18 protein-coding genes and 1 pseudogene are annotated in these 22,953 nt (G+C 35.7%); 5 read left to right on the top strand and 14 right to left on the bottom strand.

What is annotated here, in order from left to right:
- Positions 1-54: 54 nt before the first annotated feature.
- The 8 genes and pseudogenes from J3D55_RS22455 to tsf all read right to left on the bottom strand — a co-directional run bounded on the left by J3D55_RS22455 (position 55) and on the right by tsf (position 13,808).
- Positions 55-1,155 carry a T9SS type B sorting domain-containing protein gene (locus J3D55_RS22455; RefSeq protein WP_310467459.1) on the bottom strand — a complete coding sequence of 367 codons (1,101 nt, stop codon included), beginning with the start codon at positions 1,153-1,155 and terminating at the stop codon, positions 55-57.
- The gene (locus tag J3D55_RS22450) at positions 1,148-2,860 is read right to left on the bottom strand and encodes an IgGFc-binding protein (protein ID WP_310467457.1); all 1,713 of its coding nucleotides are present in this window, start codon (positions 2,858-2,860) and stop codon (positions 1,148-1,150) included. Before J3D55_RS22450 ends, J3D55_RS22455 begins: the two co-directional genes overlap by 8 nt.
- Positions 2,861-3,028: 168 nt before the next feature.
- On the bottom strand, positions 3,029-4,096 hold the full coding sequence (locus tag J3D55_RS21850) for a T9SS type B sorting domain-containing protein (protein WP_259134843.1): 1,068 nt from the start codon (positions 4,094-4,096) through the stop codon (positions 3,029-3,031).
- Positions 4,014-6,125, bottom strand: a complete 2,112-nt coding sequence (locus J3D55_RS21845) for an Ig-like domain-containing protein (protein ID WP_259134841.1) — start codon at positions 6,123-6,125, stop codon at positions 4,014-4,016. The genes J3D55_RS21850 and J3D55_RS21845 overlap by 83 nt, the downstream gene beginning before the upstream one ends.
- 140 nt (positions 6,126-6,265) lie before the next feature.
- Positions 6,266-9,358: an FIDD domain-containing protein gene (locus J3D55_RS21840; RefSeq protein ID WP_259134839.1), complete on the bottom strand. Its 3,093-nt coding sequence runs from the start codon at positions 9,356-9,358 to the stop codon at positions 6,266-6,268.
- Between the two features lie 80 nt (positions 9,359-9,438).
- Positions 9,439-11,979, bottom strand: a complete 2,541-nt coding sequence (locus J3D55_RS21835; RefSeq protein WP_259134837.1) for an FIDD domain-containing protein — start codon at positions 11,977-11,979, stop codon at positions 9,439-9,441.
- Positions 11,867-12,784 (bottom strand): IgGFc-binding protein, encoded by a 918-nt coding sequence (locus J3D55_RS21830; protein ID WP_259134835.1) that lies wholly within the window; start codon positions 12,782-12,784, stop codon positions 11,867-11,869. The genes J3D55_RS21835 and J3D55_RS21830 overlap by 113 nt, the downstream gene beginning before the upstream one ends.
- Before the next feature lie 195 nt (positions 12,785-12,979).
- Positions 12,980-13,808 (bottom strand): annotated as a pseudogene (gene tsf / locus J3D55_RS21825) (translation elongation factor Ts).
- A 145-nt stretch (positions 13,809-13,953) separates the two neighbouring features.
- On the opposite strand from tsf, the gene J3D55_RS21820 reads away from it, so the two are divergent.
- The gene (locus J3D55_RS21820) at positions 13,954-14,655 is read left to right on the top strand and encodes a DUF6759 domain-containing protein (protein ID WP_259134834.1); all 702 of its coding nucleotides are present in this window, start codon (positions 13,954-13,956) and stop codon (positions 14,653-14,655) included.
- A 65-nt stretch (positions 14,656-14,720) separates the two neighbouring features.
- Here J3D55_RS21820 and J3D55_RS21815 read toward each other — a convergent pair whose 3' ends face one another.
- Positions 14,721-15,677 (bottom strand): acetyl-CoA carboxylase carboxyltransferase subunit alpha, encoded by a 957-nt coding sequence (locus J3D55_RS21815; RefSeq protein ID WP_259134832.1) that lies wholly within the window; start codon positions 15,675-15,677, stop codon positions 14,721-14,723.
- Positions 15,678-15,725: 48 nt separating this feature from the next.
- Positions 15,726-17,450: a glutamate--tRNA ligase gene (gene gltX / locus J3D55_RS21810; RefSeq protein ID WP_259134825.1), complete on the bottom strand. Its 1,725-nt coding sequence runs from the start codon at positions 17,448-17,450 to the stop codon at positions 15,726-15,728.
- Positions 17,451-17,572: 122 nt separating this feature from the next.
- Between gltX and J3D55_RS21805 the strand changes: the two genes are divergently transcribed.
- From J3D55_RS21805 to J3D55_RS21790, 4 genes are read left to right on the top strand one after another with little or no spacing between them, the layout of a single operon-like run.
- Positions 17,573-17,917: a phosphomannose isomerase type II C-terminal cupin domain gene (locus J3D55_RS21805; protein WP_047399258.1), complete on the top strand. Its 345-nt coding sequence runs from the start codon at positions 17,573-17,575 to the stop codon at positions 17,915-17,917.
- Positions 17,918-17,929: 12 nt separating this feature from the next.
- Complete coding sequence (locus J3D55_RS21800) at positions 17,930-18,067, top strand: hypothetical protein (RefSeq protein ID WP_259134822.1); 138 nt, start codon at positions 17,930-17,932, stop codon at positions 18,065-18,067.
- Positions 18,054-19,091, top strand: coding sequence for a glycosyltransferase family 2 protein (locus J3D55_RS21795; protein WP_259134819.1), 1,038 nt, complete (start codon positions 18,054-18,056; stop codon positions 19,089-19,091). Before J3D55_RS21800 ends, J3D55_RS21795 begins: the two co-directional genes overlap by 14 nt.
- Positions 19,091-19,732 carry a glycosyltransferase gene (locus J3D55_RS21790; RefSeq protein ID WP_259134817.1) on the top strand — a complete coding sequence of 214 codons (642 nt, stop codon included), beginning with the start codon at positions 19,091-19,093 and terminating at the stop codon, positions 19,730-19,732. Before J3D55_RS21795 ends, J3D55_RS21790 begins: the two co-directional genes overlap by 1 nt.
- On the opposite strand, the gene J3D55_RS21785 is transcribed toward J3D55_RS21790, so the two are convergent.
- The 4 genes from J3D55_RS21785 to J3D55_RS21770 are packed head-to-tail and all read right to left on the bottom strand — an operon-like array spanning position 19,729 to position 22,951.
- On the bottom strand, positions 19,729-20,598 hold the full coding sequence (locus J3D55_RS21785) for a glycosyltransferase (protein WP_259134815.1): 870 nt from the start codon (positions 20,596-20,598) through the stop codon (positions 19,729-19,731). The two genes, J3D55_RS21790 and J3D55_RS21785, sit on opposite strands and share 4 nt — an antisense overlap.
- Before the next feature lies 1 nt (position 20,599).
- Positions 20,600-21,028, bottom strand: coding sequence for a hypothetical protein (locus tag J3D55_RS21780; RefSeq protein ID WP_259134813.1), 429 nt, complete (start codon positions 21,026-21,028; stop codon positions 20,600-20,602).
- Between the two features lie 7 nt (positions 21,029-21,035).
- A complete protein-coding gene (locus tag J3D55_RS21775; protein ID WP_259134811.1) occupies positions 21,036-21,968 on the bottom strand; it encodes a glycosyltransferase family 2 protein in 933 nt (310 codons plus the stop codon).
- Positions 21,968-22,951 (bottom strand): WaaS/CpsH family glycosyltransferase, encoded by a 984-nt coding sequence (locus J3D55_RS21770; protein WP_259134809.1) that lies wholly within the window; start codon positions 22,949-22,951, stop codon positions 21,968-21,970. The genes J3D55_RS21775 and J3D55_RS21770 overlap by 1 nt, the downstream gene beginning before the upstream one ends.
- Between the last annotated feature and the right edge of the window lie 2 nt (positions 22,952-22,953).

Below are 22,953 nucleotides of genomic sequence, written 5' to 3'. Positions count from 1 at the left end.
ACAAAAAAAACACAGTTTTAAAACTGTGTTTTTAATAATATATGATAAATAGTGTTAATCTCTGTTTTTAACAAGAATCCATCCGGAGTATTTGATTGGAGTTTGTTTGCTGTTTGGTTCGTTCCAGCTGATATCAAACCAATAGTTTCCGGTAGGTACTTTTTTGCCACCAACTGCACCGTCCCATTTGTATCCGTTGGTTTTATTTCCCTGGTGCATTTTAGCTCCGTACCTGTCGAAAATATTAAATACCAAATTCGGTTTGTGGGCTAATTCCGAATAATCAATTACATCATTTACACCATCTCCATTTGGTGTAATTACGTTGATTAAATTAGGAACCGTAACTTCCACATCAATAGGATTACAATCGTAATCGTCTTTCACATAGAACGTATTATTTCCTCGCGGAACATTGTTGAAGATATTAGAATCCTGCCAGTTGATATTGTCTATTGAATATTTGTAAGGAGCGGTTCCTCCTACTACATTTACAGTAACTGTACTGTTAGAAATATCAATAGTCGAAATTACAGGTTGCTCAGAAGCATACACTTTTACAGTTTGTCTTGTTGTACATTCTCCTGTTTTTAAATCAACCCAATAAGTTCCGACTGCAACATTATTGATTGTTTGAGTGGTTGCTCCTGTGCTCCATTTATAAGCTGTAAATCCAGGACCTGCATCTAATGTTGTCTTGTCTTCCATACAAATAATTTTATCTTCTAAAATATTTGAATACGTAGGAGGAAAAACAATTAATGTAACTTTTGCAATTCTGAAACATCCGTTTGCATTGCTTACTTTAATATAAACAACTCCGTTTGGTGCAATATAATTTAGAGGGTTCAAAATTTCATTTGTTCCGTTTTGGGCATCAGTAGGAGATGGGTAATATTGTTTAATAACTCCTGTACTCACTGTTACTCCAGCTAATGTTAAATTAAACAAACCTGTTGCAGGATTCGTTGGTATGAAACAAGTTCTTAAAGTCGCTTCAGTCACAACCGGGCTTTCCGACACCGTGAAAGTTAAAGTCACCTGTTCGCAATCTGTAAACTCAGGATCGTTTCCACAGAATTTGTAAACAATGGTATCTGCTCCTGCAAATCCGAAATTTGGAGTATAAATAATGACACCATTCGGATCAATCACTACAGTTTCCGTTTGCCGGAGGCGTAATAATTGTTACTGTACTTGGAACATAATTCTGAGTAGAATTCGTAAATGTCGGAACAACTGCTTTGAATCCTTCACAAACCGTAAGAGCCAGCGTCGACTGATGAAGACATGTAAACACTTTGTAAACAGGAGTTACTGCAGTTGGGCAAGATCCTACTGCGACTTTTACTGTATAATTTCCTGCGGTGATAGGAGTGAAGCTATTTGTAGTCGCCCCCGGAATTGGGTTTCCATTTAAATACCACTGATAGATTTCGTAGCTGTCATCCACTTCCAGAATAATTCCCGGGATACAGTCTCCTGTTTGCTTACTAATTAAAGGAATCGAAGAGAACCCTGCAAAATATCCACCGTATCCTGCTGAGCTATATCCACCGTTTACTCCGGCGGTTACCGCTTTTGTCGAATTAACAGTTACGTTTCCTACAATTCCTTCTATTGCATACGTTACCCAGTTTGTATTTCCTGTTAAAGGATAAGGTCCCTGTGCAGCAGTTGGTGTTACTGGTGGTGCGCCGTTACTACTATACGTAACCGCTGCTCCAGTTTCTGTTAAGATATTTAATTTTAGTGTAATACCTGTTACGCTTGGCATCTCGTTGATCTTCCCGATTTCATCGATTTTTCTTGGCAAGAAACAGTTCAATGGCGGGATGTAGTTGTAACCTCCCGTATTGTTTGCTGTACCCACACCAACTAATTGATAGATATACACATTTTTAGTAGTTGAAATAAACATATTGAAATGTCCGCTTCCTGCTCCTTGTTGGATGTAATTGGTTTCATTAATTCTGTACCATTGTCCTGCATTAATTGTTGCAAGAGGAGTTGTACCACCGTTGACATAGATTTCTGTATTATCTTCAGTGGCAATTACAATTCCGCCTTCCATGTTTTCAGCAGGTGCGGTAGATCTTGTTTTTACCATGGCAAAGGTACTTCCCAATCTTTGCACAGGAACAGACTGGTCCATAATAAGGTCAGAACCACTTGAACCTCCAGCTCCAAAGTTACCGTTAGAACTTCCGTTAGTTAATGTTACAGGTTTGTCTGAAACAATTTTAGCTCCGATAAAACCGGTAAGGTTTGCAGCGGTGCCATTATTTCCTGCCATGATGTAAGATTGCCCTTTGTTCAAGGTAAATGTTTGAGAATTTGGTCCGTTTGGAGTTCCTCCCAAAAATACAAGCCCTGTAGTGGTCCACGAAACAGTAACTACAGTATTATCTTCCGTTGCCAGAATTCCTGCTGTAAAGTTGTTGGCAGTACCCCCACCCGCAGTGGTATTGGGCGGATTGGCTACATAAAATAATTTGCCGATACCTGCTTTTCCTTTCGAGGTTACAATTTCTCCGTGGGATCCCTGTGCAGATCTTAAGGTGCAGTAAAAAGGTTTGTCTCCTTTGAGATAGAGTCCTTTGGTAATCACCTGAAGAGCTTCAGAAGTAACAGTTGCCGCAATTAAATTGGCAGTAACCGTGTAAGACTGAGGATTTCCTTTACTGATAGTAACGGTCTGAATCAGCGTGTTGTTGTTGTAGATCTTTACCGGAAAAGGAGTGGTAGAGTCTGTTGACAGATATACCGCGTTGGTATATCCTGAAGTGGATGCGTAATAAGGTGCAATCCAATGGTCTGTGTCTCTTTGTGCAAAGAGTGTATTAATGCTAAGGAACATTAATACAAAAGTTAGTAAAAATTTTATCATGAATATGGAATTAGGATTAATGCAAAAATAACAGAAATTTTCATTTAAATTATTACATTATTAATAAAATACAAGATTAAACCCATAAAAAAACCACGATTTTTTCTAAATCGTGGTTTATAAAGAAGTTTCAGAAAGTTAGTCTATGTTTTTAACTAATATCCAACCGGTGTATTTAATTGGAGTTTTCTGTTTATTTGGTTCATTCCAGTTGATGTGATACCAATAAGTTCCGGTTACAATTTTTTTGTCGTAATGTTTACCGTCCCATTTGTAATTATTGAATTTATCTCCTGTGAATATTTTGTTTCCATATCTGTCGTAGATCACGAAAGTAAGATTGTCTTTGTAAGCCAATTCACTGTAGTCGATCACGTCATTTTTGTTGTCACCGTTCGGAGTGATGGCATTTATTAAATTCGGTACAGTTACTTCTACAGAAGTCGGTGTACAGTTGTAAGTATCTTTTACATAGAAAGTATGCTGTCCTCTTGTAAGTCCTGTGAATACATTAGAATCCTGCCAGTTTGTAGGCGCATCCACGGCATATTGGTAAGGCGCTTTTCCGCCTGTCACATGAACAGTTACCGTGTTATTAGAAATTTCAAGTTCTGTAATAACAGGATCTTCGGCTTTCTTCACACTTACGAATTGCTTCACGAAACATCCGTTGTCTTTAAGAATTACCCAGTAATCACCTACAGAAACCCCTGATAATACCTGAGTCGTAGCCCCTGTGTTCCATTGGTAAGACTGATATCCCGGACCTGCATCAAGATTTGTTCTGCTGTCGATACAGATTATTTTGTCTACCAATAATGGCGATCTTTTCGGAGGAATTACTTTTAAGTTCACTTTAGCAATAGCATAACACTGATTGCTGTTGTAAACTCTTACATAAGCTACTCCGTTTCCTGAGATATAAGCGTCAGCAACTAGTATTTCATTTGTTCCGTTGCTTGCATCTACGAATGTAGGATAGTATTTTTTAGTGATTGGAGTTTCTGTTGAAACCGCTGCAATCGTTAAGTTGAATTTAGCTTTCGTTTCATCAATTTCAAGGAAACATTCGCTCAACGTAGCTTCAGTTACTACCGGAGTCGGAAGATACGCTAAAGTGATTTTAGCATTTCCTGTACATCCTTCGTTGGTCGTTACTTTTACATATACAAATCCTGCAGCAGCAAGGTAGTCGGTAGGGTTCATAATCTGGTTGGTTTCCTGCGTTAAGATCAGCCAGAGTAGGGTAGAATTTCTTGGTTATCGGATCGTATAATGTTACTACAGCAGCAGTAAGATCAAAGAATCCTTTTCCGTTATACTGACACGCTTTAATTGTTGTATCTGTTAAAACGAAAGGAACGACATTTAAGGTTAAAGTTACATGCTCACAATCAATAAACTCAGCTGCATTACCACAGAACTGATACACAATTGTATCTGGACCTAGATATCCTGCATTCGGAATATAAGTAATCTGTCCTGCAGAGTTAATAGTCGCAACTCCGTGGATAGGCTGCGTAAGAATTGTCACCGTGCTTGGAACCGGAGTCTGAGTTGTCGTGAATGAGAACGTAGGCGTAATCACCTTTGTAGCACAAACGTTGATGCTTGCTGTTGTATTTCTTGTACATGCAAACACTTTATAGATCGGTGTTGTAACAGGTGGGCAAGTTCCCATGGTTACTTTTACCGTATAATTTCCTGCAGTTGCGGGAGTGATCGTATTTTGTGTAGCTCCTACAACGGCAACACCGTTTAAGAACCACTGATACGTTTCGTAGCTGTCATCTACTTCAAGGATAATTCCCGGGATACAGTCTCCTGTTTGTTTAGCAATTACCGGAATCGAAGAGAACCCTGCAAAATATCCACCGTATCCGGCTGAGCTATATCCACCGTTGATACCTGCAGTTACGGCTTTAGTTGAGGTTACGGTTACGTTTCCTACAATTCCTTCTATTGCATACGTTACCCAGTTTGTATTTCCCGTTAAAGGATAAGGACCTTGTGCAGCAGTTGGTGTTACTGGTGGTGCGCCGTTACTACTATACGTAACAGCTGCTCCTGTTTCTGTTAAGATATTTAATTTTAATGTAATACCTGTTACACTTGGCATTTCATTGATCTTCCCAATTTCATCAATTTTTCTTGGTAAGAAACAGTTCAATGGTGGGATGTAGTTGTAACCTCCTGTATTGTTTGCTGAACCTACTCCAACTAATTGATATAAATAAACATTTTTAGAAGTTGAAATAAGCATATTGAAATGTCCGCTTCCTGCTCCTTGTTGGATGTAATTGGTTTCATTAATTCTGTACCACTGTCCTGCATTGATCGTTGTAAGAGGAGTTGTACTACCGTTAACATAGATTTCTGTGTTATCTTCTGTAGCAATAACAATTCCTCCTTCCATGTTTTCAGCCGGTGCGGTAGATCTTGTTTTTACCATAGCAAAAGTACTTCCCAATCTTTCCACAGGAACGGATTGATCCATAATTAAATCTGAACCACTTGAGCCTAAAGCTCCAAAGTTACCGTTAGAACTTCCGTTGGTAAGTGTTACAGGCTTGTCGGAAACAATTTTAGCTCCGATGAAACCAGTGAGGTTTGCAGCAGTATTATTGTTTCCTGCCATAAGGTATGACTGTCCCTTGTTTAGTGTAAATGTTTGAGAGTTCCCTGTAAAAGTTCCAGGAGCACCAATGAACTGAAGTCCGGTAGTTGTCCACGAAACAGTCACTAAAGTATTGTCTTCCGTTGCCAGAATTCCTGCTGTAAAGTTGTTGGCAGTACCTGAACCAGCACTGGTATTAGGAGGATTGGCTACATAAAATAATTTGCCGATACCTGCCTTTCCTTTCGAGGTAACAATTTCACCGTGAGATCCTTGTGCAGATCTTAAGGTACAGTAAAAAGGTTTGGTACCTTTTAAATACAGTCCCTTGTTAATCACCTGAAAGGCTTCAGTTGTTGCAGTTGCTGCAATTAAGTTGGCAGTAACCGTGTAAGACTGAGGATTTCCTTTACTGATAGTAACGGTCTGAATCAGTGCATTGTTGTTGTAAATTTTTACATCAAAAGGAGTGGTAGAGTCTGTTGACAGATATACCGCATTGGTATATCCTGAAGTGGATGCGTAGTAAGGTGCAATCCAATGGTCTGTGTCTCTTTGTGCAAAGAGTGTATTAATGCTAAGGAACATTAATACAAAAGATAATAGAAATCTTTTCATAATTATGGAATTAGGATTATTGCAAAAATAACAGAATATTTGATAAATTCTCTATATTATTTGTAAAAATAACAATTAAATAAATAAAAAAAACCACGATTTAGAAAAAATCGTGGTTTATAAAGAAGTTTTCAGAAAGCTTAGTCTATGTTTTTAACTAATATCCAACCGGTGTATTTAATTGGAGTTTTCTGTTTATTTGGTTCATTCCAGTTGATATGATACCAATAGGTTCCGGTTACAATTTTTTTGTCGTAATGTTTACCGTCCCATTTGTAATTATTGAATTTATCTCCTGTGAATATTTTATTTCCGTATCGGTCATAGATTACGAAAGTAAGGTTGTCTTTGTAAGCCAATTCACTGTAATCAATAACGTCATTTTTGTTGTCACCGTTCGGAGTGATGGCATTTATTAAATTAGGTACAGTCACTTCTACAGAAGTCGGTGTACAGTTGTAAGTATCTTTTACATAGAAGGTGTGCTGTCCTCTTGTAAGTCCTGTGAATACATTAGAATCCTGCCAGTTTGTAGGCGCATCTACTGCATATTGGTAAGGCGCTTTTCCGCCTGTTACATGAACAGTTACCGTGTTATTAGAAATTTCAAGTTCTGTAATAACAGGATCTTCAGCTTTCTTCACACTTACGAATTGCTTCACAAAACATCCGTTGTCTTTAAGAATTACCCAGTAATCACCTACAGAAACTCCTGATAATACCTGAGTTGTAGCACCTGTGCTCCATTGGTAAGACTGATATCCAGGACCTGCATCAAGATTTGTTCTGCTGTCGATACAGATTATTTTGTCTACCAATAAAGGAGATCTTTTCGGAGGAATTACTTTTAAGTTCACTTTAGCAATAGCATAACACTGATTGCTGTTGTAAACTCTTACATAAGCTACTCCGTTTCCTGAAATATAAGCGTCAGCAACTAGTATTTCATTTGTTCCGTTGCTTGCATCTACGAATGTAGGATAGTATTTTTTAGTGATTGGAGTTTCTGTTGAAACCGCTGCAATCGTTAAGTTGAATTTAGCTTTCGTTTCATCGATTTCAAGGAAACATTCGCTCAACGTAGCTTCAGTTACCACAGGAGTCGGAAGATACGCTAAAGTGATTTTAGCATTTCCTGTACATCCTTCGTTTGTCGTTACTTTTACATATACAAATCCTGCAGCTGCAAGATAGTTGGTAGGATTCATAATCTGGTTGGTTCCTGCATTAAGATCAGCCAGAGTAGGGTAGAATTTCTTGGTTACGGGATCGTATAATGTTACTACAGCAGCAGTAAGATCAAAGAATCCTTTTCCGTTGTACTGACAAGCCTTGATGGTGGTATCCGTTAACACGAAAGGTACCACATTTAAGGTTAAAGTTACATGCTCACAATCAATAAACTCAGCTGCATTACCGCAGAACTGATACACAATTGTATCTGGACCTAAATATCCTGCATTTGGAATATAAGTGATTTGTCCTGCAGAGTTAATAGTCGCAACTCCATGGGTAGGTTGAGTAAGAATTGTCACCGTGCTTGGAACCGGAGTCTGAGTTGTCGTGAATGAGAAGGTAGGCGTAATCACCTTTGTAGCACAAACGTTGATGCTTGCTGTTGTATTTCTTGTACATGCAAACACTTTGTAAATTGGTGTGGTAACAGGAGGACAAGTTCCCATGGTTACTTTTACCGTATAATTTCCTGCAGTTGCAGGAGTGATCGTATTTTGAGTTGCTCCGACAACGGCAACACCGTTTAAGAACCATTGATAGGTTTCGTAGCTGTCATCCACTTCAAGGATAATTCCCGGAACGCATTCTCCTGTTTTTTTTGCGATCACAGGGATTGAAGAGAATCCTGCAAAATATCCACCGTATCCTGCTGTACCATATCCTCCATTTACTCCTGCAGTAACCGCTTTAGTTGAAGTGATAGTTACATTTCCGAAAGGATTTTCAATCGCATACGTTACCCAGTTTGTATTTCCTGTTAAAGGATAAGGACCTTGTGCAGCAGTGGGTGTCATTGGAGTTCCACCATTATAACTATAGGTAACGGCTGCTCCTGCTTCTGTTAAGATATTTAATTTTAAGAAAGTGATCGTAGAAGTTGCAATACCGGGCATTTCATTAATTTTCCCGACCTCATCAATTTTTCTTGGTAAGAAACAGTTCAATGGCGGGATGTAGTTGTACCCTCCATTATATGAGAAACCTTGTACTCCAATGAATTGGTATAGATAAACGTTTTTGGAAGTCGTTACAAACATATTGAAATGTCCGCTTCCTGCCGTTTGTTCTACATAGCTGGTTTCATTAATTCTGTACCATTGCCCTTCATTGATGGTTGCGATAGGTGTAGTCGCACCGTTGATAAAGATCTCTGTATTATCTTCGGTGGCAATTACAATTCCGCCCTCCATATTTAAAGCTGGATTGGTGGCTTTCGTTTTTACCATGGCAAAAGTATTGCCCAATCTTTCCACAGGAACAGACTGGTCCATAATTAAATCCGAACCGTCTATAGTGCTTGTTCCAAAGTTACCATTGGCGTTTCCGTTGGTTAATGTTACAGGTTTGTCGGAAACCACTTTTGCTCCGATGAATCCGTTTTGGTTTGCCGTTGTAGAGTGATTACCTGCTAAAATGTATGATTGTCCTTTATTTAAAGTAAAAGACTGAGAATTTCCTCCCGGAGTTCCTCCAATGAAAACCAATCCTGTAGTATTCCAGGATACGGTAACCAAGGTATTGTCTTCTGTAGCTAAAATTCCGGCTGTAAAATTATTACTGGAACTGTTGGTGGAATTAGGAGCAGCAGCAACATAAAACTTTTTACCGATCCCTGCTTTTCCTTTTGAGGTAACAATTTCACCGTGAGCTCCCTGAGCAACTCTTAATGTACAATAAAAAGGTTTGTCGCCTTTCAGATATAGACCTTTTGTACCGATGGTAAATGCATCTGCCGTAGCCGTTCCGTTAATAAGATTGGTGGGAACTGTAAATACTACAGGTGTTCCTTTAACAACTGATACTGTTTGGATTAAGTTGTTATTGTTATAAATCTTTACATCAAAAGGAGTCGTAGAGTCTGTTGAAAGATATACCGCATTGGTGTATCCCGTTAAGGATGCATAAAACGGAGCTATCCAATGGTCTGTATCCCTTTGTGCAAAAAGCGTATTAATGGCACAAAACATTAATACGAAAGATAGTAGAAATCTTTTCATATACATGGTTTAGTATTTCTACAAATTTAAAATAATATCTGGTATATTGTTAATTTAATGTAAAGAAGTTTTAAATTTAGTTAACGATTTTTAATTAATAGCCATCCTGAATACGAAACTGGTAATTTTGTGTCGGGCTCGATCCACTTTAATAAATACCAATAAGTTCCCGTAGATAATGGTCTTCCGTTTACTTTACCATCCCAAATGTAGTCTTTATTTGCAGATTTGTAAACGGGAGCTCCGTAACGGTCTACAACTTCTATCGAAACATCCTGTTTGATTTTTAAATCAGAATAATTTAATACATCATTAAGACCATCTCCGTTCGGAGTGATGGCGTTAATAAGGTTGAGAACCAAAAATTCTTTGATGACAGGAGAACAACCATCTGCTCCCAAAACAAATGCCGTATGCATTCCTCTTGATAATCCTGTGAAGACGTTAGAAGACTGATAATCAATTCCGTTGAGTGAATATTGATAAGGTTGCGTTCCTCCTGAAACGAAAACAGTAGCATTATATCCTGAAACTTCAATTTTTGTGATAATTGGAGACTGAGCTGTTGTAACATTTACGGTTTGGCGATAAACACAACCATTAAACCCTAAATCAACATAATAACTTCCTACTCCTACATTTATCGTTTGGGTTATTGCACCTGTGCTCCACAAATAGGAAGTAAAACCGTCTCCTGCATCCAACGTTGTCTTTTCGCCCAAGCAAACAATTTTATCTTTTAGCCTGTCAGATTTTTTTGGTGTTTTTAAAGTTATTTTTAAAACTCCCGTATTCGGACATTCGGTTGCACTTGTAAATCTTATATAAAATATACTTGCAGAAGTAATGTTCTGAATCGAAGAAATAGCATTCGTTCCGGCTTGAGCATCTGCCAAAGTAGGGTGGAAGGTTAAAGAAACTCCTGCATTTGCTGTAAAGAAGCTTTTATAATCGCTAAGATTCACACTTTCAGAGCCGCTGATGTCATTATCGCAGACATCAATCGTTGCAGTTCCTGTAATTAATGGAATTTTATTTCCTATACTAAAATTAATTTGACCAAAAGCGGGAGGACAGTTTCCTGCAAGAGCATCCACTCTCACATAAACAGTTGTATTGGCTGTGTACGTCCAGTTTGCGGGTAAATTATTGGTATTTCCTGCAGTAGCATCGGCTTGAAGCAGATAATATCTTACATTAAAACTGGCAGCATTGGTTACAATAAGAGGGGTGATCGTTGAAAAATTAACATTTATAATTCCATCAAAATTATCATCACAAAGTGCTCCATTAAAATTAACTGTATTGATATTAGGAAGTGGAGTCGTCGTTAAAGTAATCTGGGCAGCTTTTGTACATCCGTATTGAGAAGTTACATTCGCGTAAACTGTTCCGGCAGGTCCGTTGTAAGTTGCAGGAGCTGCAATCGGAGCTCCAGTTAAAGCAGCATTCGTAAAATATTGAACCGTAGTTCCCAAATCCGGTGTTACATTCACTGACGTAAGGTTGAACGTTCCGTTTCCGTTTGTATCAGCACAAGACGTTAAAGATCCGTTTGTGGTTTGTAATACATCGATATTAATGATGATTTTAAAATATTCAAAATCGGCAGGTGTTCCGTTTCCTTCTACATAATAGATGAATGAATCTGTTGTGTCTGTTGTAAGTCCGGTATTCGGAGTATAAGTAATTTGTCCTGTTGCAGGATTTACCGTTGCTGTCCCTGAAGTTGGAGCCAGAATAATATTGGTGTTAGAAGGTACAATGGTTTGTGTAGCAGTGGTAAAAGCCGGAGAAATTATCTTTGTATTACACGATCCGATATTGTAAGTTGTCGTTGTAATCGGCGGACACATGGTATAATTGTAGCCTGTCGTAAGCTTTGATTCGCAATTGTTTTTTGTTACTAAGCAAGTGTAAGTTCCTGCTCCGTACGATTCTGGATTAATGGAATATGTAGTTGCTCCCGGAATAATAACTCCGTTAAGATACCATTGATAACCATCATACGTATTATCTACCTGCAATAAAATTCCTAAATAACAATCTCCCGTTTTTGAGATCACAGGAATGGAAGAAAACCCTGCGAAATATCCTCCGTATCCTACAGCACCGCTTCCTGCAGCAATTCCTGCGGTTACAGATTTTGTGGAATTTACAGTGATTGTTCCTGTGACATTCGGTACAGAATAAGTTACCCAGTTCGGATTTCCGTTTACAGGATAAGGTCCGTTTGCTGTTGCGATCGGGTTTCCGTTTAAGGTAACGGTTGCTCCGGTTTGGGTGATGATATTTAATCTTGTGCTGTACGTCTGACTTCCAATTCGGTTAATAAATCCGATTTCATCAATTTTATTTGGCATAAAACAGCTCAATGGAGGAATGAAGTTCATGCCGCCGGTTGGATATTCATTACCACCGGAAACACCCGCCAAAAACTGATAAACGTAAACATTTTTATTAGCAGAAAGTCCCATGTTGTAATTTCCGCTTCCCTGATTGATATAATTACTGCTCGGAACCATGTAATATTGTCCTGCATTTAACGTAATCCCAGAACTTACCCCGTTTATCGTTAATTGGGTATTGTTTTCCGTTCCTATGACCAGAGCGGTTTCCATTTCGGAAGAGACAGAAACCGTTACCTTTTACAACAACAAAATCTTTTCCTAATCTGTCGACAGGAACAGCCTGATCCATCAAGACATCATTGTTTGTAAAATTTAAATTAGTATAAATACCGTTAAAATTTCCATTCGTAACAGAAATTGGCTTTGTAGCTTCGATTTTTGCGCCAACCAATCCATCAAGATTATAACTGGAATCGGTACTTGCAGCATCCATCACGTAAGACTGCCCTTTATTTAATGTAAAAGTTTTTGTAGGAGAAGAACTTCCGTCCGAGAAAACTACATCGGGGTTATATCCTGAAACTACAACCGAAGTATTATCTTCTGTCGCTGTAATTCCTATAGTTGAATTTACATAATAAGCTACACCAGTCAAAGGTGCCATTCCTGCATAAAAAGTTGTCCCCAAACCTGCTAAACCTTTAGAAGTAATGATTTCCGCATGATTTTGAAGAGAAAAGCGATAATTCGCAAAAAACTTTTTCGATCCTTTTACATACATTCCCATCGAATTTGGTGTAAAAAGATCAGATTGATCAACAGTAATCAAAAAATAATTGGGAATAACTACTTCTGTGGGACTTCCTTTACTAACCTGTACAGTGGTGTATAATGTATTGTTATTATAAATCTCCACATTAAATGGCGTGGTTTCATTGGTAGAAAGATATAAATATCCCTGAAGACCTACATTTCCAGCTTTTGAAGCCATTGGTGCAAACCAATGATCGGTATCAAGCTGTGCATTGAATAATAAGCAAAGAAAAGTACAAATGGTTAGTAGAAGTTTTTTCATTTTTCTCAATAAGGGATGCAAATGTAAGTATTAAAAATCAATTTTTTACATAAAATTTGATACGCAATTTCTATAATGTCGGAAATTATTGAATATTTAATAAATTTTTAATATTTACGAAAATCTCATAATTGTGAATAAAAAAATCCCGGTGAAAAACTTCACCGGGATCGATATTTTTATTTGAAAGATTAATTAAGCTAAGCTTACTCTTACAAATCCTGTTACTTTTAAGTCTCCGTTTACAGATTTTACATAGTCAGAAACTGAAATAGAAACTGTCTTTGATGAAATCTTGGTGTACCAAAGTGTTGTCTTTGTAGAATTTCTGCATTTTACCTTTCAAGATATTGTCGATAATGTTTGCAGGCTTACCTTCTTCAGTAAGTTTGTGTCTTTCGATTTCTAATTCTTTATCGATCGTTTCCTGAGAAACTCTAGTTTCGTCAAGAGCGATTGGGTTCATTGCAGCAGCTTGCATAGAAACAGATTTAGCAACTTCGTCACTTCCTTCTACTTTAGCAGAAAGAGCAGTGATAGCAGCGATTTTGTTTCCAGCGTGGATGTAAGCTCCCAAGTATGGACCTTCGATTCTTTCGAATGCACCGATCTCGATTTTTTCACCAATAACACCTGTTTGCTCGATTAATTTTTCAGCAACAGTAAGTCCGTGGAAATCTGTAGCTAAAAGCTCTTCTTTCGTTGCAGCGAAAATAGCCATTTCAGCCAATTCGTAAGCTAGCTCGATGAAAGCTTCATTTTTTGCAACGAAGTCAGTTTCGCAATTTAGAGAGATGATAACACCCAACGTGTTGTCTTCATTTACTCTTGCGATTACAGCTCCTTCAGAAGAATCTCTGTCAGCTCTGTTAGCAGCAACTTTCTGTCCTTTTTTTCTAAGGATATCTACCGCTTTTTCGAAATCTCCTTCAGCTTCAACTAAAGCTTTTTTGCAGTCCATCATACCTGCACCTGTTTGGTTTCTCAATTTTGCTACGTCTGCAGCAGCTGGTGTATAAGACATAATATCTATTATTTTTTTTATTTAAGATTAGTATTAATTTTTAGCTTAATTTTAAAGCAGTGCAAAGATAATGATTTTAATGATAAACTAAAAAATGAGTTTTTGCGTTATTTGTTATATTTGATAAAATTTAAATGCTTAGTTAATGAAAAAAACATTTCTCCTTATATTTTTATGTATGTTCACTCTTGGTTTCGCACAAAAAAAGAAAAAAGCTAAAACCAAAGCTATTGTAGAAAAAGAAACAACGATTATTTATACAGAAAGCGACGCTGAAACCTCAAAAGAAACAAGAGTAATAGCCGGTTTCCTGAAACAGAATCCGGGACACGCAAGAGCAGATTTTTTTAAAAGAAGATTGGTAGAGATCATTATGGCTGGGAATTCTCCGGAAGCCAAACCTACGATAAAGACATTAAGCGAAGATAAGATCAAGCAAATGGTTTTAGATAACAACAGTCTTAATAATTCTAAAACAATTGCAGCAAGTGCAGGCGCGAATGCTGAAAGAACGGTGAATTATGCAAGTGTAAGCGGATCGAGTAAAAAATCGGGACCAAGCGATCAGAATAAAAAAACAGCAGCAATGTTGACGCATCTTTTCAATAACGACCCGATGGATAGGGAAGCTTATATTAATATCAAGAACAGATCTAAATGTAATCTGATTGTAAAAATCAACGGAAAAAAGTATTATAACCTTGATGTTCCTGCGAATGGTCAAAATTTTTTGCTGGTAGAAAAAGGCGAATATATTTTGACAACAATGGTTTGTGACGCAAAATATTCTTCTTTAAAGAAAATTACTAAGGATATCGAAATTGAATTGAATCTGAGTGATGATTAAAATATCATAAAAGAAAATTAGACATAAAAAAACCGGTTAAGAATTTCTTAACCGGTTTTTTATTTTTATCCTTTAAACTGACCCATCGCAATGAATTTGTCTTGTCTTTGGGTTTCAAGTTCTTTTCCTGTGAATTTTGAGAACGCTTTAATATTTTGTAAAATTGAATTTTTCAAATTTAAAAAAGTCGTCTCATTGTCGTAATGAGCTCCTCCAAGAGGTTCTTCTACGATTCCGTCGATGAATTTTTCTCTCAAAGCATCTTTCGGAGTAAGGTTCAATGCATTGGCTGCATCTTCCTTGTGATCCCAGTTTCTCCAAAGGATCGATGAGCAGCTTTCCGGCGCAATTACAGTGTACCAAGTGTTTTCCAACATATATACCTTGTTACCGACACCAATTCCTAATGCACCACCACTTGCTCCTTCACCAATAATATAAGTGAAAATAGGAGTTTTAAGCATGGTCATTTCGAAAATATTTCTTGCAATTGCCTCACCTTGTCCTCTTTCTTCAGCTTCCAATCCTGGGTAAGCTCCCGGTGTATCCACCAAAGTCACCACAGGAATTCTGAATTTTTCAGCAAGCTTCATTAGTCGTAAAGCTTTTCTGTAACCTTCAGGATTCGGCATTCCGAATCTTCTGTACTGTCTTTCTTTGGTCGTTCTTCCTTTTTGAGTCCCAATGATCATCACTTTCTGACCATCCAATGTAGCTAAACCACCAATCATGGCAGGATCATCAGCAAAATTCCTGTCTCCGTGAAGTTCCAAGAAGCTTCCTTTATCTACCATTCCGTTGATATAGTCTAATGTATAGGGGCGATCCGGGTGACGAGACAGTTGTACTCTCTGCCAAGGCGTAAGATTAGAATAGATTTCTTTTTTCTTTTCTATGATCTTGTCCTCAATCTGGCTGCATGCTAATTTTACATCAACACCACTTTCTTCTCCTACTAAAGAACAAGTCTGAAGTTGATCTACTAGTTCTTTGATAGGGAGTTCGAAACTTAAATATTCCATTTCTTGAAGTAAATTAAATCTTTCAAATTTATGAAAAATTATGAGAATCTATTTAAAATTATTGATCGCATTGTTTATTCTGGAGATACTTTCCTCTCTACCAATAAGTTCCAAGATATCCGGAACGTCTGGACCTTTCAGTTCTCCAACCAAGGCTAAACGCAATGGCATCATCACTTTACCTATTCCTAAGCCCTTATTTTCCACGAAATCATGCATCACTTGCTTTAAGTTTTCAGCATTGAATTCAGCTCCTTCTAAGTTGGAAGCAAGCTCTGCTAAAATAGCTGAAGTCTCTTCATTCCAAGCTTTTTTCGATGCTTTTTCATCATAAGAAGTCGGTGCTTCAAAGAAAAATTTTCCGTTTTCGTAAATGTCTTTCGGGAAAGTTGCTCTTTCTTTCATCAGATGAATAATTTTTAACAATTTTTCATCTTCGATATTTAAATGTAGATCTGAATTTTTTAAAATTTGAAGCAATTCTTCATCAGATTTAAACTGAATGTATTGATGATTGAACCACTCAGACTTTTCTTTACTGAATCTTGCTCCGGCTTTGTGAACTTTATTTAAATCAAATTCTTTTGCCATTTCGTCCAAAGTCAAAATTTCTTTATCGTCTGCAGGAGACCAACCCAATAATGCCACCATATTGATGAATGCTTCCGGAAGATAGCCGTTTTCTCTGTATCCTTTAGAGATATTTCCTGTTGAAAGATCTTTGAAATCCAACGGAAATACAGGGAATCCGAATTTGTCACCGTCTCTTTTGCTTAATTTTCCTGAAAGTCCTTTCTTTAAAAATTGTTTTACAGAAGCCGTGATTTCGTTGTCTTTATCGTTTTCATTCAACATAGATTTAAACCTCGGACTTTTCACTTCTGAAAAGAAGGATTTAATAATCGCTGCCGATTCATCAAAAGAAAACTGACTGTTTTTAGTCACAAATTCTTCGGTGAAAGATTTTGTAATAGAGTCAATATTTTCTTTATTAATTAATGTGGAAACGTCCGGTTTTAAAATCAATGAAAGGTGCGCAAACTGAGGTGCTTCCCAACCCATCGCTTCATATAATAAAGTATGTAAACCTAAAGATGGCAACCATTCTTCACCACGGATGACGTGAGAAATTTCCATTTCGTGGTCATCGATAATGTTGGCGAAATGATACGTTGGCATTCCGTCGTTTTTTACCAACACTTTATCGTCTAACGTATTGGTATTCACAGAAGAATTTCCTCTGATGATGTCTACAAGATTCAGCGTTCTGTCGATCGGCATCTTAAATCTTACAACATACGGAGTTTTTTCAGCCAATAATTTTTGAACTTCCTCTTCAGAAAGGGCAAGACTGTTTCTTAAAAGGTTTCTGGTTTTGTTATCGTAAGAAAAAACATCTCCTTTTGCTTCAAACTCAGCACGAATGGCATCTAATTCTTCAGCTGTATCAAAAGCGATATACGCATAATCTGTTTTTAAGATCTCCTCTGTATATCTGTCGTAAATGTCTCTTCTCTCAGATTGTCTGTATGGAGCGAATTTTCCTCCTTTTTTAGGACTTTCATCCGCAATGATTCCGCACCATTCCAACGCTTCCTCAATGTAATCTTCTGCTCCTTCTACGTATCTTGCAGTGTCTGTATCTTCGATTCTCAATACAAACTCTCCACCTTGGTTTTTAGCAAAAAGATAATCATATAATGCGGTTCTTACGCCTCCTAAATGCAAAGGTCCCGTAGGACTTGGAGCAAAACGAACTCTTACTTTCTCCATATTAATTAAAATTTTGATGCAAATTTACTTAATTTATATGTTTTTAAGAATGATTAATATCCAGGTTGTTGGGTTTTTTGATTTGAATATTTACATTTGTATAAATTAAAAAGAATTAGAGTATGTTAGAAATAGGCGAAAGACCTTGGGGAAAATATTTTGTATTAGCAGATGAACCAAATTATAAATTAAAAAGAATCGAAGTAAATCCCGGTCAAAAATTGTCTTACCAATATCACCACAAAAGACAGGAACAATGGACAATCATCGAAGGTGATGCCACGGTTGTTTTGGATGATAAAGAAATTAACCTGAAATATGGCGAAAGCATCTTCATTCCACTAGGAGCAAGACACAGAATGATGAATCTTTCTGAAAAGCCAGTTGTCTTCATCGAAGTGCAGACTGGGACTTATTTTGGGGAGGATGATATTGTGAGGATTGAGGATGAGTATGATAGAAGTTAAATAATGAGTATAATGAATAATATTTCGCTTTTAATAGGATTAAAAAATAATTTAGAATATTCAAAAAGCTGTTATCATTCTATTCGTGAGAACTTTCCGGAAATAGAAATTGTTTTTGTAAGCTACGGAAGTACGGATGGAAACCAATGAATGGCTGGATTCTTTAAAAGATGAAAATCTTGTTCATTTTTTTAGTTCTGAAGAAAAGACTCTTTCTGATACCTATAACAAAGCGATAGAAATTTCTACCCAAGATTATGTCTGTTTTTTACATAACGATATGGTGATTGGTAGAAATTTTCTGCATGAGATTGAAAATTCATTATCTGAACATAACCTTGTCTATTATAAAGTTATAGAACCTCCTGTTTTTGCTGCAGATAAAAGACTTTGGAAAGAAATTCAGGATTTTGGAAGTGATTTTGAAACTTTTCAATTTGAAAATTTCTTTGAATTTGAAAAACAACAAAAAAATCAGAAAGGCGCATTTACTGAGGATGTAAGTTTCTTTCTTGCTGCCAAAAAAGATGCTTTAATTAAAATAAACGGGTTGGATCCGCTTTTTAAACCTATGTTTTGTGAGGATGATGATTTAATTTTAAGATTGAGGATGTCTGGTGAAAAGACATTTGTCTGTCCCAATGCAATCGTTTATCATTTTGTAAGTAAAACCTCCAGATTTTCAGAAGAATATCAAAATAGGACAAGCATTATTGAGGAAAATTCTTTGAGGAATTTTATACGAAAATGGGGATTTAATAATCAATCAAAGACTAGAAAAAAACTGAAATATGGTTTGCTTCTGAAAAATCCAACAGATGATGTCATCAAACAGTTAGAAATATTTGTAGATCATATTTATTCTGATTATAATCCGGAAGTTTATATAAAAGAAGAGCAGAAAAAAACGAGTATAGATGTAAAGGAAAAATTCAGGTCTTTAGAATCGGAATTTCAAGATGATATTTTGATCAAATTTGATGGTAAACATTTTTCGGATAAGAATCTTTTTGTATTCAAAAATCTTGCAGATATTATAGAAGAAAAGAAAAACCTTAAGAGAAATTTTTTAGAAAAACTCTTTTCTGGCTCCAATGAATTTAAAATTAAGAATGTAAGCATTAAGATATTACAAGATAAATCTTACGAAAATCAATTAATAAAAAGAAAATAATGTTCAGTTTTTTAAGACCAATTACTATTAGTTACGGGATAACAGTTTGTAATGAACACAGGGAATTAAAGAAGCTCCTAGATACTTTATTGCCTTTGATTGATGATCGGGATGAGGTAATTATTCTTCAGGATATCACGAATGAAAATAATGAAGTTTCTAGTTTGATTAAAAGTTACGGCTCAAAAGTCGTAAGAATTGAAGCGAAACTGAATGGTGATTTCGCAACCTTTAAAAATACACTTATTCAGCATGCAAAATGCAAATATCTCTTTCAGATAGATGCCGACGAATATCCTGCGGAAGGTCTGATAAAAAGCCTTAAACCTTATTTAAGAAAAGAGAAAAGTGTGGAGTGTTTTTTTGTTCCAAGAATTAATATTGTCGAAGGGATCACAGAAGAGTATATCCAGGAAATGAATTGGAATAAAAACCATGAAGGATATATAAATTTCCCAGATTATCAGGCGAGAATTATAAAGAACAACAAAAAAATATTCTGGAAAAATAAAGTACATGAAGTATTGTATGGGCATAAAAATTTTACAGAAATGCCCAAAGACTATACGCTTTGTTTAATTCATAAGAAAAACTTCGAAAAGCAAAAGAAACAGAACGAATTTTATGATACTTTGGATTAATCTTCCCAAAAATATTTTCTGCTTTTGCCAGTCAGTTTATTTTGAAAATTTTTAAATTTAATTTTCCATTGTACAGGTTTTAAGTTCCTGATTTTATTTAGTTTGTCTTCCAATAATTTAATTTCAAACTTTAATAAAGATTCTTCATTAGAGCTTTTTTGTGATAAGTTTGGAAATATCTCTTTATTTATTAATTCTAATCTCTGTTTTATTTTTTCTCCCATTATTGTTGGTGAAAGAAATTGTTTTACATCACTTTGCCCTTTTTGTGCAATTTCAGATGCCAGATTTTTATTGGTATAAACTAAAGTCATTTGCTGAGAAGCATGCTGCACATCTGCATCTGCCCAAACATCTTTATCGGTACTGAAATAGTATTGATCTCCTGTTTTTATTAATTTATATTTTACAGGAAAAGAATTATTAATATTCATGAATTCTGTATTGGCAGAATACGCCGTTGCGATAACCGGTTTTCCTAAATACATTGCTTCCGCCATTGTCAATCCAAAGCCTTCAGAACGATGAAGAGATACAAAGCAGTCGCAACAATTCATTAAACTATATAGTTTGTCACGCTCCAGTATTTCTTCAACAACGATAATGCTTTTATTGTCCCCAATTCTGTTTACCAACTCATTCTTTTCATTAGGGAATTCTTTACTTATAGATGTTTTAATTAAAAGTAAGACTTCAGGATTGTTTTTCCCAAAAGATTGTTCGTAAGCATCAATAGTTGCAATAGGGTTTTTTCTGCTGATAGAACTGTAATAATCAAACATAGTCATGAAAATGAACTTATCTTCCGGTAAATTGAAATCTTTTCTGGAATAAGTAGTATTTTCAATTTCGATAGAATGCATCATTTTAATAACGGGAAACCGGAGATACTTTTGAAATCGCTTCTGTACAGAAGTTACTGGGAACCCATATTTCATTAAATAGATTGAAGAAAACCTTAGATTCTTCAGGGAAATTTTCTAATTCCCAAGCCCAAAATGCAATATTGTATTTGTTTTGAAAGTAAGATTTATCCGTTTCCTGCATCACAGAATGCAAACGGTCTATATTGATCTGAACAAGATTTATGTTATAAGGATTTTCTTCTGAAACGGTAAGTGCACTTTGAGTTTCATCCATCACATGTTTCGATAATACAATGTTGAAATCATTGATAACGTAAGGAATATCAGTAGTTTTTACAGCTCTGATATTAGAACGGACACCTTCCCCTAAACCAAATTGTTTATTGATATAGCCAGATATATTTACACCAAAATTTGTATTTTCACTCATAATATTATTAGAAATATAGAAATTTAAAAATTTGATACTTTAAAAAGCTATCTTTTTTTAATTTTTCTTTTAAATAAAATTCATAATCATCAATTAATTTGAGATTTTTTACAAAAACTTCATTTTTTTGATAATCAATAATAGAGAATATCTTTTGTCTTTTGTCTTTTAAAATAGAAAACCTTCTTTTTAATAATCTAAAGGAGTCTTTTTCATTATAAACATTAAATCTTTCGGATAATTGAGATTCTGTATTTTTATCTTTATTAAAAAACACACCACCTACTTGCTGACTGTCGTGAACCCGATAGGATGATGTTTTTTCGCGAATAAAATCAAATTTATCATCAGAAGAAGATACTAAAGCGATCCATTCGTCATGATGAAATTTTTTTTCGGGAAAAGGAAGTGCAGATTCTATGAAGTCTTTTCTGAAGGCCATATTAGCACCGGTTGCGAAGTTACCAATTAGGCTGAATATTTTAAAATAATTATAAATGATTTTTCTTTTCTCCAGAAAATTAACCACATCCCAGATCGTATTTGTATCTATAATATGGTCATTTTCATCAATAATAAACGCATTTGAAGAAATAACATCGATAGCAGGAAATTTTTCAAAATACTCTAAAAATAATTCTACTTTATTCTGATTCCAGATATCATCCTGATCAGAAAGGAAAATAATTTCATTCTCACAAAGTGAAATAGCTTTTTCGAAATTTTTTACACTTCTTAAATTGACTTTGTTGAAATGAATTTTAAAAATTTCAGGATGCTGTTTTTTGTACTCAGCAAGTATTTCTTTAGTTTCATCTGAAGAGCAATCATCACAAACTACAATTTCATCTACAGGAACGGTTTGATCTAAAATAGAATTAATTTGTGTTTTTAAAAAGCGCTCTCCGTTATATGTACAAATTGCTACTGAGACTTTCATTACTTATTTAATTTAAAAACCACATTTACCCAATTATCCAAAGTATACTTATAATAAACCTCTTCAGGAATTTTCTCATAAGGCAATTCAAAAAAACATTTATCAAGATTACTGCAGGTTTCATTTAAAACCAAAATATTGTTTGGATTGTAAAAGTCGTAATTTTTAATGTATTCATTATCAGTAATAATCTTTTTTTCTAATGCCATTGCTTCAAATACTCTGAAACTCAGTCCGTGTTGGTTTTCTCGGGTAAGATCCAATAGCGCTTTTGAATTTTTGTAATATTCGGGAAGCTTTTCGTGGTCTATTTTTTTGATACTGAAGATAATATGCAGCTGTTCAGGAATTGTAAAGAACATATTTTTTAACTGATGTTTCCAGCCTTTTTTTCCGATCACCATGATCTGAAATTTAAGCTCTAACTCAATCAGTCTTTTCGCAAGCAGCTTGATAAGGGAAACTCTTTTATTATCATAAGAGGTAACATAAAAAAGATCCATTTGAGGATTTTGCTTATTACAGCAAAGGTGTGGTAAATAAATATAATTGGTTAATTTCTCAAAATCATTTTTTTTACTGTCTGCAATATCAAAAGAGAAAATCTTATCAAAAAGACTAAGTTTTTCCTTTTCTACAGCGAATCTGTCTAAACTATCATAAAGATACGTGATAAGCCTGTCGGAATATTTTCTGATTTCTTCCAACGTAGAAAGATCAAAAGTATCAGGATTTAGCACCAGAATTTGATCCTGATGTCCTAAATTTTCCAAAGAAGCCAAGACAAATTTTTGCCTCTTTTCTGCTTTAAGATTTTTATTAAGAAAAATTTTACTTACAGCATTGGTCGCTCTCTCACTGAAATTCGAATGAGTGACCGAACCCATTTTGATATGATGGGCATCAATACCTTTAGCAGACAATGTCTCTACTATATGAGCATCATATCCCCAAAAATCGAAACTGATTACACAAATCTTCATCC

It is taken from the genome of Chryseobacterium ginsenosidimutans, from assembly GCF_024807225.1.
GTDB classification, from domain to species: Bacteria; Bacteroidota; Bacteroidia; order Flavobacteriales; family Weeksellaceae; genus Chryseobacterium; species Chryseobacterium ginsenosidimutans.
The sequence above is the reverse complement of the archived record's forward strand: the minus strand, read 5'-3'. Positions and strand labels throughout refer to the sequence as shown.

What these genes read in the sequence shown, in the direction of transcription:
- J3D55_RS22450 (WP_310467457.1), bottom strand. Translation starts at nt 2,860, where the DNA reads ATGTTCCTTAGCATTAATACACTCTTTGCACAAAGAGACACAGACCAT.
- J3D55_RS21850 (WP_259134843.1), bottom strand. Translation starts at nt 4,096, where the DNA reads ATGAACCCTACCGACTACCTTGCTGCTGCAGGATTTGTATATGTAAAA.
- J3D55_RS21845 (WP_259134841.1), bottom strand. Translation starts at nt 6,125, where the DNA reads ATGAAAAGATTTCTATTATCTTTTGTATTAATGTTCCTTAGCATTAAT.
- J3D55_RS21840 (WP_259134839.1), bottom strand. Translation starts at nt 9,358, where the DNA reads ATGAAAAGATTTCTACTATCTTTCGTATTAATGTTTTGTGCCATTAAT.
- J3D55_RS21835 (WP_259134837.1), bottom strand. Translation starts at nt 11,979, where the DNA reads ATGGAAACCGCTCTGGTCATAGGAACGGAAAACAATACCCAATTAACG.
- J3D55_RS21830 (WP_259134835.1), bottom strand. Translation starts at nt 12,784, where the DNA reads ATGAAAAAACTTCTACTAACCATTTGTACTTTTCTTTGCTTATTATTC.
- J3D55_RS21820 (WP_259134834.1), top strand. Translation starts at nt 13,954, where the DNA reads ATGAAAAAAACATTTCTCCTTATATTTTTATGTATGTTCACTCTTGGT.
- J3D55_RS21815 (WP_259134832.1), bottom strand. Translation starts at nt 15,677, where the DNA reads ATGGAATATTTAAGTTTCGAACTCCCTATCAAAGAACTAGTAGATCAA.
- gltX (WP_259134825.1), bottom strand. Translation starts at nt 17,450, where the DNA reads ATGGAGAAAGTAAGAGTTCGTTTTGCTCCAAGTCCTACGGGACCTTTG.
- J3D55_RS21805 (WP_047399258.1), top strand. Translation starts at nt 17,573, where the DNA reads ATGTTAGAAATAGGCGAAAGACCTTGGGGAAAATATTTTGTATTAGCA.
- J3D55_RS21800 (WP_259134822.1), top strand. Translation starts at nt 17,930, where the DNA reads ATGAATAATATTTCGCTTTTAATAGGATTAAAAAATAATTTAGAATAT.
- J3D55_RS21795 (WP_259134819.1), top strand. Translation starts at nt 18,054, where the DNA reads ATGGAAACCAATGAATGGCTGGATTCTTTAAAAGATGAAAATCTTGTT.
- J3D55_RS21790 (WP_259134817.1), top strand. Translation starts at nt 19,091, where the DNA reads ATGTTCAGTTTTTTAAGACCAATTACTATTAGTTACGGGATAACAGTT.
- J3D55_RS21785 (WP_259134815.1), bottom strand. Translation starts at nt 20,598, where the DNA reads ATGATGCATTCTATCGAAATTGAAAATACTACTTATTCCAGAAAAGAT.
- J3D55_RS21780 (WP_259134813.1), bottom strand. Translation starts at nt 21,028, where the DNA reads ATGAGTGAAAATACAAATTTTGGTGTAAATATATCTGGCTATATCAAT.
- J3D55_RS21775 (WP_259134811.1), bottom strand. Translation starts at nt 21,968, where the DNA reads ATGAAAGTCTCAGTAGCAATTTGTACATATAACGGAGAGCGCTTTTTA.
- J3D55_RS21770 (WP_259134809.1), bottom strand. Translation starts at nt 22,951, where the DNA reads ATGAAGATTTGTGTAATCAGTTTCGATTTTTGGGGATATGATGCTCAT.